This is a genomic window from Wolbachia endosymbiont of Drosophila barbarae (assembly GCF_044752445.1).
GTDB classification, from domain to species: Bacteria; Pseudomonadota; Alphaproteobacteria; order Rickettsiales; family Anaplasmataceae; genus Wolbachia; species Wolbachia pipientis.
This window is the reverse complement of the sequence record NZ_JBIXJM010000247.1, coordinates 7,478-14,771: the sequence shown is the minus strand read 5'-3', so window position 1 is coordinate 14,771 and position 7,294 is coordinate 7,478. Positions and strand designations below refer to the sequence as shown.

Genomic DNA, 7,294 nt, shown 5'->3' with positions numbered 1-7,294 from the left:
TTTTTTTCTGCTTAGTAAATTTCTTAAACATTTGCAGCGTAAGTTAGTTGCAATTAAAAGCAGCTGAATCTCGCTTGTCAAGCGTTTAAAACATAAAAAACGCCAATATTTTAAAGCGGATAATAACCCCAGGGCTTCTTTTGCCTTTTTTTTCATTTGGTAAATTTCTTAATATTTATAGCTAAAGTAATTTAAAAGTCCGTGAAGGGTGTCATGCCAGTGCTTGACACTGGCATCCAGTTTTCCATATAATCTCATCAAAAATGTTTATTTTCTAGCTACTTTTATACTTATCAACCCAGTATGCTTACTTACAATTAAAATTTCTGGATCCCAGTGTCTGGGCACTGGGATGACAAAAAAGGAGGCACTAGGATGACAAAGGAGAGCTACTCGGATGATACCTTTTTCTACTTAGTTTGGGTTATGCAAGAAGTCTATTATAATCAGGCTTTAAGTGTGCGGAAGTAATTTTTTGCGTTAGAGTAAAAAATTTTTTCTATAGCTAATCAAAGTGGATCAAGAGAAACTTACCACTTTCTTTACAAAGGGTTTGATGTTACCATTTGACTACCTATTCTGAATTTATTGGATGAACATTAACATAAAAAATCTAGTTCATGCTTTCTCTAAATTGCCAAGTTTAGGGCCATCATCATCACGCAGGTTAGTTATACATTTACTCCAAAACAAAGAAAAAGTTATGCTACCACTTGCATCTTTGATTAAAGAGCTAGCAGATCTTATAATAGAGTGTGAAGTTTGCGGAAATCTAGATACTAAGTCACCTTGTTCTATTTGTACTAACCCAAAACGTGACACTAAGTTACTGTGTGTAGTAGAAGAATTAGGTGATCTATGGGCGTTTGAAAAAGGAAATATATATTCAGGTTTATACCATGTTTTGGGTGGCAGATTGTCTGCAATAAATGGCATAGGTCCAAAAGAACTCAACCTTGACACTATTCTGAAAAGAGTGACAGAGTCTAAAATTGAAGAGATAATTATCGCAATTAATCCGACATTAGAGGGCCAAGTTACTGCACAATATATAATTGAATTGCTAAAAAATTTGGATGTGAAAATATCACGCCTTGCTTGCGGCATACCAATGGGCGGAGAAATTGACTATCTTGATGAAGGAACGCTGAGGATAGCACTTACTTCAAGACAAGAATATGAGTTAAATATAAAATAAGACATGTGCTTAAAAAAACTTATATCGCTAATAACATTCAAAAAGAAAAAAATAGTGCCACCACTTAAAGTGGTGGCTTGGGAAAATGACCGCCTAAACTATAAGCAATTTTCAGGTAAATTCAACACTATAATTAAAACAATTGATCAGTCTTTTACAATAATATCTTTAGAAGGATACGATGGATGGGGCAAGACGTTTTTTTTGAAAGAATGGGTAAAAGAGTTAAAACAGCAAAATGAAATTGTAGCTTATTATAGTGCATGGGATATCAATGCATTGGACCAACCACTTCCTTCTTTTTTAAATTTTCTATTTGAAGATTTATTTGCATCGTATGAAGTAAAAAGAAGCGTTATACAACAGTTCAAGAACATAAACCAAGAGCTATTTTCTCTAAACACACTAGGAAAGCTGATCAGTAAATCTCCACTTGCTATGCTTTCAGTATTTCTTGATGCTGCAAAAGAGGCTGATAAAAAAGACATAGGTTTTGTCTTGAGTGAATTAAGTCTTCTCCAAAGAAGAAAAGAGAGTACTAGAGATTTCAAAATACAGTTAGCGGATGTGGTTAATAAAATCAGAAAAGACAAAAACATTTATATAATGGTGGATAATCTTGATGTGTGCCGTCCTAAATTCGTTGTCGATTTTTTGGAATCTATAAAGTATATGCTTGATGTGGAGGGGCTGGTTTTCATTATTTCTGTAAGTAAAGATAAGAGTAATGTACAAAGAGCAATCAGCACAATACTTGGACCAAATTTTGACCTAAAATCTTTTACTGATCTCTCTTTACATTTGCCAAAACAACCGATAGAAAAATTTACAAAAGAACTATTTGAAAATATTAAATTACCGAAAAAGTCAAAAAATTTGATTGTAGATAGTTTTATATTTTATGCAGAAAGCCTGTCACTATCGTTAAAAACAATAGAATACTGCGTAAAAAAAATAAAGCTGTGTCTTCTGAATCACACAAGAGAAGAATTACCTGATCCGAATTTGTTTGCATTTTTGGTAATACTGCAATCAATAAATATTGATATATATGAGGAACTAGATTCCTCATGTCAAAGATCCTTGGAAAAAATTGAAAATGAATATAAATCTTTAGTTCTAAATGGTCAAGAAGAATGGGAAAAACTTAAAACCTCTCTAGAAACTGCTTTTGCAGAGAGGAAGTCAAAAATTAACAAAGCTATAAAGGATATACTATTTTGAAAAGATACCCTACCTTCACATATACAAAGATAGGGTAACATTTGATTAACGCCCTTTTACTATGTCATTACCTTGTTCAAACTTTCTGATTAATTCGCTTACATTGACATTAGATAATTTTTTACCTGCAGATTTGTCATTATGTGAAGCATCAGGTTTACGAAGGTCTTCCTTACTGTTACTCTTAGTAATATTACATCTAACAATGTTTGAATTATTAGACTTATCGCTTACATCTGAAATATTGCTTTTTTCACTACATGAAGACGAATTACTCGACATATTGCCTAAGCTAAAGAGCTTTTTACCTTGATAGATTGGATTCCAATCAAGTGGATTATAAGTTTTTTTGCTAGTCTCAACCTTTTGGTTATTTTGCTGTTTAGGAGAAAAACCAAGTTTTTCTCTTTCTTTCTTGCTTAGCGTTTTGAGAAATTTTACGGTTTCTAATTCATCAGTTGCTTGTACTTTATGTAAATCAAAGCTTTTTTGATGGTTATCCTGCTTAACATTTTCCATCATTTTATCTTTTATTGTTCTATCCTCATCATCAGAAGTGCTGCTACTAACATCACTGATACCACTATCCCCTGAATCACGGCGTTGTTTGTTAGGAGTGCTATGAATGTTGTCTTCCATGAGTTTTCGCATTGTTGGGCCAAATGTTCTTCCAAGATTGCTACTTACTGTTTTATTACTATCATTTGCTTGGGAATAAGATGCATTTTGCTCAAAAATTGCTCTTATTCCAGCAAATTTAACTTGGGAAGATTTTGGAGAAACAGGTGGAGCAACCATACCTTTTGAGTTAATCTTTCCTTCATTTTGAGGAAAAATTTTTGGATTATTTTTTTCTACTGTAGTATTCATTTTTTTACCTCTAAACCTATTAACTAATAAAAGTATAAACTTAGAGGTATTAATTTTGTAATAACAATGCTAATAGATTACCGCAGTTTCAATAAGCATCACCAGAGGATTCTCTATATAATGCTTAAAGGCATTTAAAAACTTTGCTCCGAGTGCCCCATCAACTGCTCTATGGTCAACAGAAAGTGTTACTGTCATTATTTCTGCTATTTCTATTTTCTCATTCATAACAATTGGTTGTTTTTTAGATGCACCAACTGCCATAATGCAAGATTGCGGCGGATTGATTATAGCACTGAAGGCTTTTATACCAAACATCCCTAAGTTGGAGATAGTAAACCCTCCTCCTTGAAACTCTTCAGGTTTCAATTTTCCAGATCTTGCTCTGCTTACTAAATCTTTCACTTCTTTTGATATAGATAAAATACCCTTTTTATCAGCATTTTTTACTATAGGAGTAATTAGCCCATCTTCAAGTGCCACAGCGATTGAAATATCTATATTTGAATATCTCAGTATTTTATTATCTATCCACGAAGAATTTATATCAGGAAATTTTTTCATGCTGAAAGCTGCAGCTTTTATGATTAGATCATTAATTGTTACTTTATTGTTTTCATCTGCTGAGTTAATCTCGTTTTTTAACGATATTAACTTATCAACCTGGCAGTCTACAGTTAAATAAAAATGTGGAACATTCTGTTTTGATTCAGTCAGGCGCTGTGCTATCACTTGGCGCATGTTGCTTACTTCAACTATGGTATCTTTCTCAGGACTTTCAGTATGTATACCACTGCCTAAAAACTCCAACACATCAGCCTTAATTATGCGACCATATGGTCCTGTACCTTTTAATTGCTGCACATTAACCCCTTCATTTTGAGCTATTTTCTTAGCTAATGGGCTTATTTTTGTTCTACCTTCTGCATAACCCTCTGTCATCTGAGTAGCTGACACTGGGATCCATTCTTCTTTTCTAGATCCCAGTGTCAAGGACTGGGATGACATTGAGGGGTTGGATTCCAGCGTCACGCGCTGGAATGACACCGAAGAATGACTTATTGGCTTTCCGTTTAAATCTTGGTGTTCTGATTTTTGATTATCAACAGCACTTTTTGTCACTTCCTTTTTAACTGCACTATTGATGGAAGTTGAAGTATAGTTGTTAAGTGCACTTTCATCTTCTCCTTCTTCCAGCATTAAAGCTATTGGTTGATTTACAGGCACGCCACTTGTTCCTTCTGTTACTAAAATTTTTGCTAAAACTCCTTCATCTATAGATTCAAACTCCATTATGGCTTTATCAGTCTCTATCTCAGCAATTACGTCGCCTACTTCAACTTTGTCTTGTTCTTTTTTATGCCACTTTACAATTTTTCCTCCAGTTTTGCTCATTGTCGGTGAAAGAGCAGGCATTAATATTTCTATAGGCATTGATTTTGCATTTAAAGATCTATTCAATTTTTAATTTACTCTTTATCTTATGTCAACCTAATCGTGAATTATGATGAATAAGTCTGTTACACTATCCCTCACGTTATCCCAGTGCGTGACACTGGGATCTTGGTTCAGTACTATTATCCTATTGTTTTTATTATTTAGCCATAGCTTGTTTGCTAACAACTTTGTTTCAACCAAATCAAATAAGATCAACATGAGAACGGGGCCAGGGTTTCACTATCCTGTAAAATGGATATACACTTGCAAAAATCTGCCCCTGAAAGTGATAGAAGAGTTTGAGAGTTGGAAAAAGGTCTGCGATATAGATGAAGACTGCGGATGGATAAAAGGCAATCTTCTTAGTGATAAACGCTACGCGATTGTAAAAGAAGATACTTATGGATATCAAAAACAGAGTGTAGACAGCAAGATTACTATGAAAATAGACAAGTTTGTTGTGATGAAGATAGAAAAATGCAACGAAGAATGGTGCTTTCTTTCCACCCCAAAACGCAAAGCATGGGTACAAAAAAAACATATATATGGGGTTGATTAGGTTGACAAAAGATCTGAATTAACACTAGTTTCTGGGCCTTCTGTAGCATGCTCTTCAGATGAAGCAGAGGGTTCTTGAGGCTCTGGAGACTGTACAGGGCTATCACAGAAACTCCTTAACATCTCCTCAGCGGATGAATCTAAAATTTGTACAATAGACTTTTCACTCTGCTCTTTTAGCGATTGATCCACTCTAGAAATCAACTCAGAAAACTCGCTACCTGATTTTTCAGCTTCACTTTTTATTTTACTTTCTATGCTTGCAATATTACCTTGGTCAATTTCTTCTTTTGTTATGTTGAATGACTTTGCAACATCTTGATATCCAATCTTGCAATTTCCACAACCAATTATGCAAAAAGTAATAGAATCAGATATTTCGCTTGCAGCCCAATTATGTATAGTGTAAGCCAAATAATTGTCATGGTATTTAATGCTAAATTGTTGTTCTATTAACTCAGAAATTTTATTCTTTAGAGACATAAAGCACCCTCCTCTTACATTCGTTATACCTTTTTGTTAAGATACAGCAATTACACCATTTACTATATGCTTTACTTTAATTAATTATTAAAACAAGAGCATCATTTCCAGAGCTATATCTTTTTACCTTGATAATTCTTTTTTGACTTCCTCTTTAATTATCCCACTTATATTCACGTTAAGATCCCCTACCCAAAAATCAGTCATAGTTTCAAGATCGTATAGATCCTCTATTACTTTTTTAATAGCAGCATTTATTTCTTCTTCGTCAAATTCCTTTATAATAGGTCTAATCTTCACATACCCTGGAGAGCCTTTACCATAAATTCCTTTGCTTTTATTAATGCAGCCACCTGCACCAGATCTACTGCTTCTCAAACCACTTCCACACTCTACTGTTTCATACTTGATTTCACCATTTTCTATATATGCTATTTGATTGTCTTGTGTAGACTTCAGTTTATCTGCCTTTACAATTTTCTCCTCTAGCTTTAAATCTTGCTTATGAATTACTGTTTCCTCATAACCCTTACCACCGTATGTTCTATACTCACCTCCACCTGCAACAGTAATCAGTTGCTGGCAATGTTGCTTCTGCGAATTGCACATTTCTATGAAAACAGGTCCCCCGTCCTTATCTGAGAGGTTACTTTCCTGGTTACCCCCTCCCTCTGTGACTTGCACCTTAATTATAGGATAATTAGAATCGATTTTCAGTTTAGCTTTAATATAATCTCCTGGCATCCCTACTCTGCTTTCAGTAGAATGGCATTTTTGATTGTCACAGCCACTACCTTGTATATGACCTGCTTCACCATTTCCCCACGCTTCTATTTTAATACGATCAAATTTTATTGATAAGTCATCTGTATAAACATCTTTATTTTTATGATCATAGGATTTTTCATTATTTTTTTCAAGATCTGGTTTCTTATTTTTTAGCTGTTCCTTGATTATCTCTTTTAATTTTTCTTTTAATTTCTTTTTGAGACCTTCTAAATCGAACCTACACAACTTATCAGCGTAAAAGACCTCCGTTCTGTTTGCTTTTATTGGTGCTTCTGGTTGCGTGACAACGCCATTTGTATTTTGTGAAATCTTTGTATAAAAAGGTTGAGTGTTTTTTTTGTCTACATATCGTGTTGAACGGCTGCATGTTCCAGTAAAGCAGATACAACCATCATCACCTTGATTACATTTTTCTCTATGCTCTACATCCGTCAATTTGTACACTACTTTCAGTCCTTTACTAGATTTAAATGTATCGTCTATCTCATCATTTCTTTTTACACAGTAACTGCATTTCCCCTTTTCCTGTTTATTGTTGTCAGGGAAGAAAACATACCCTTGCTTATTGAATATTATTTTATCTAACTCACTCTGATCTCTGTTTAAGAGATCGGCTCTTTTATTTTCCTTGCTTGGAAGATAATAGAACTGATTTGATTCCTTGGAGTAAACAGCATTGTATTTAGTATATCTTGTTCCCATTAATTTTAGTGGTATTATTTTATTTTCTCTTTT

Annotated in this window: 7 protein-coding genes and 1 pseudogene; 4 read left to right on the top strand and 4 right to left on the bottom strand. The window is 34.0% G+C overall.

Going from position 1 to position 7,294, the window contains the following annotated elements; translation table 11 throughout:
* Window positions 1–223 precede the first annotated feature (223 nt).
* The 3 genes from ACIPNH_RS06705 to ACIPNH_RS06260 all read left to right on the top strand — a co-directional run bounded on the left by ACIPNH_RS06705 (window position 224) and on the right by ACIPNH_RS06260 (window position 2,422).
* Entirely contained in the window at window positions 224–379 is a 156-nt protein-coding gene (locus tag ACIPNH_RS06705; protein ID WP_410543850.1) for a hypothetical protein, read from the top strand.
* 219 nt (window positions 380–598) lie between these two features.
* Window positions 599–1,198, top strand: coding sequence for a recombination mediator RecR (gene recR / locus ACIPNH_RS06265; RefSeq protein ID WP_400772272.1), 600 nt, complete (start codon window positions 599–601; stop codon window positions 1,196–1,198).
* Window positions 1,199–1,201: 3 nt separating this feature from the next.
* Window positions 1,202–2,422, top strand: a complete 1,221-nt coding sequence (locus tag ACIPNH_RS06260) for a KAP family P-loop NTPase fold protein (protein ID WP_400772269.1) — start codon at window positions 1,202–1,204, stop codon at window positions 2,420–2,422.
* A 45-nt stretch (window positions 2,423–2,467) separates the two neighbouring features.
* Here ACIPNH_RS06260 and ACIPNH_RS06255 read toward each other — a convergent pair whose 3' ends face one another.
* Together ACIPNH_RS06255 and ACIPNH_RS06250 are read right to left on the bottom strand one after the other, a co-directional pair.
* A complete protein-coding gene (locus ACIPNH_RS06255) occupies window positions 2,468–3,292 on the bottom strand; it encodes a hypothetical protein (RefSeq protein WP_400772267.1) in 825 nt (274 codons plus the stop codon).
* Window positions 3,293–3,361: 69 nt separating this feature from the next.
* Window positions 3,362–4,726: a pyruvate dehydrogenase complex dihydrolipoamide acetyltransferase gene (locus ACIPNH_RS06250; RefSeq protein ID WP_400772271.1), complete on the bottom strand. Its 1,365-nt coding sequence runs from the start codon at window positions 4,724–4,726 to the stop codon at window positions 3,362–3,364.
* A 70-nt stretch (window positions 4,727–4,796) separates the two neighbouring features.
* Here ACIPNH_RS06250 and ACIPNH_RS06245 point away from each other — a divergent pair, with 70 nt between their 5' ends.
* Window positions 4,797–5,288, top strand: a complete 492-nt coding sequence (locus tag ACIPNH_RS06245; protein ID WP_007551030.1) for an SH3 domain-containing protein — start codon at window positions 4,797–4,799, stop codon at window positions 5,286–5,288.
* Here ACIPNH_RS06245 and ACIPNH_RS06240 read toward each other — a convergent pair.
* Both ACIPNH_RS06240 and ACIPNH_RS06235 read right to left on the bottom strand, forming a co-directional pair.
* The gene (locus ACIPNH_RS06240) at window positions 5,285–5,770 is read right to left on the bottom strand and encodes a WBM0748 family T4SS-associated protein (protein WP_010082090.1); all 486 of its coding nucleotides are present in this window, start codon (window positions 5,768–5,770) and stop codon (window positions 5,285–5,287) included. The genes ACIPNH_RS06245 and ACIPNH_RS06240 overlap by 4 nt on opposite strands.
* A gap of 123 nt (window positions 5,771–5,893) precedes the next feature.
* Window positions 5,894–7,294 (bottom strand): annotated as a pseudogene (locus ACIPNH_RS06235) (hypothetical protein); the annotation flags it as partial.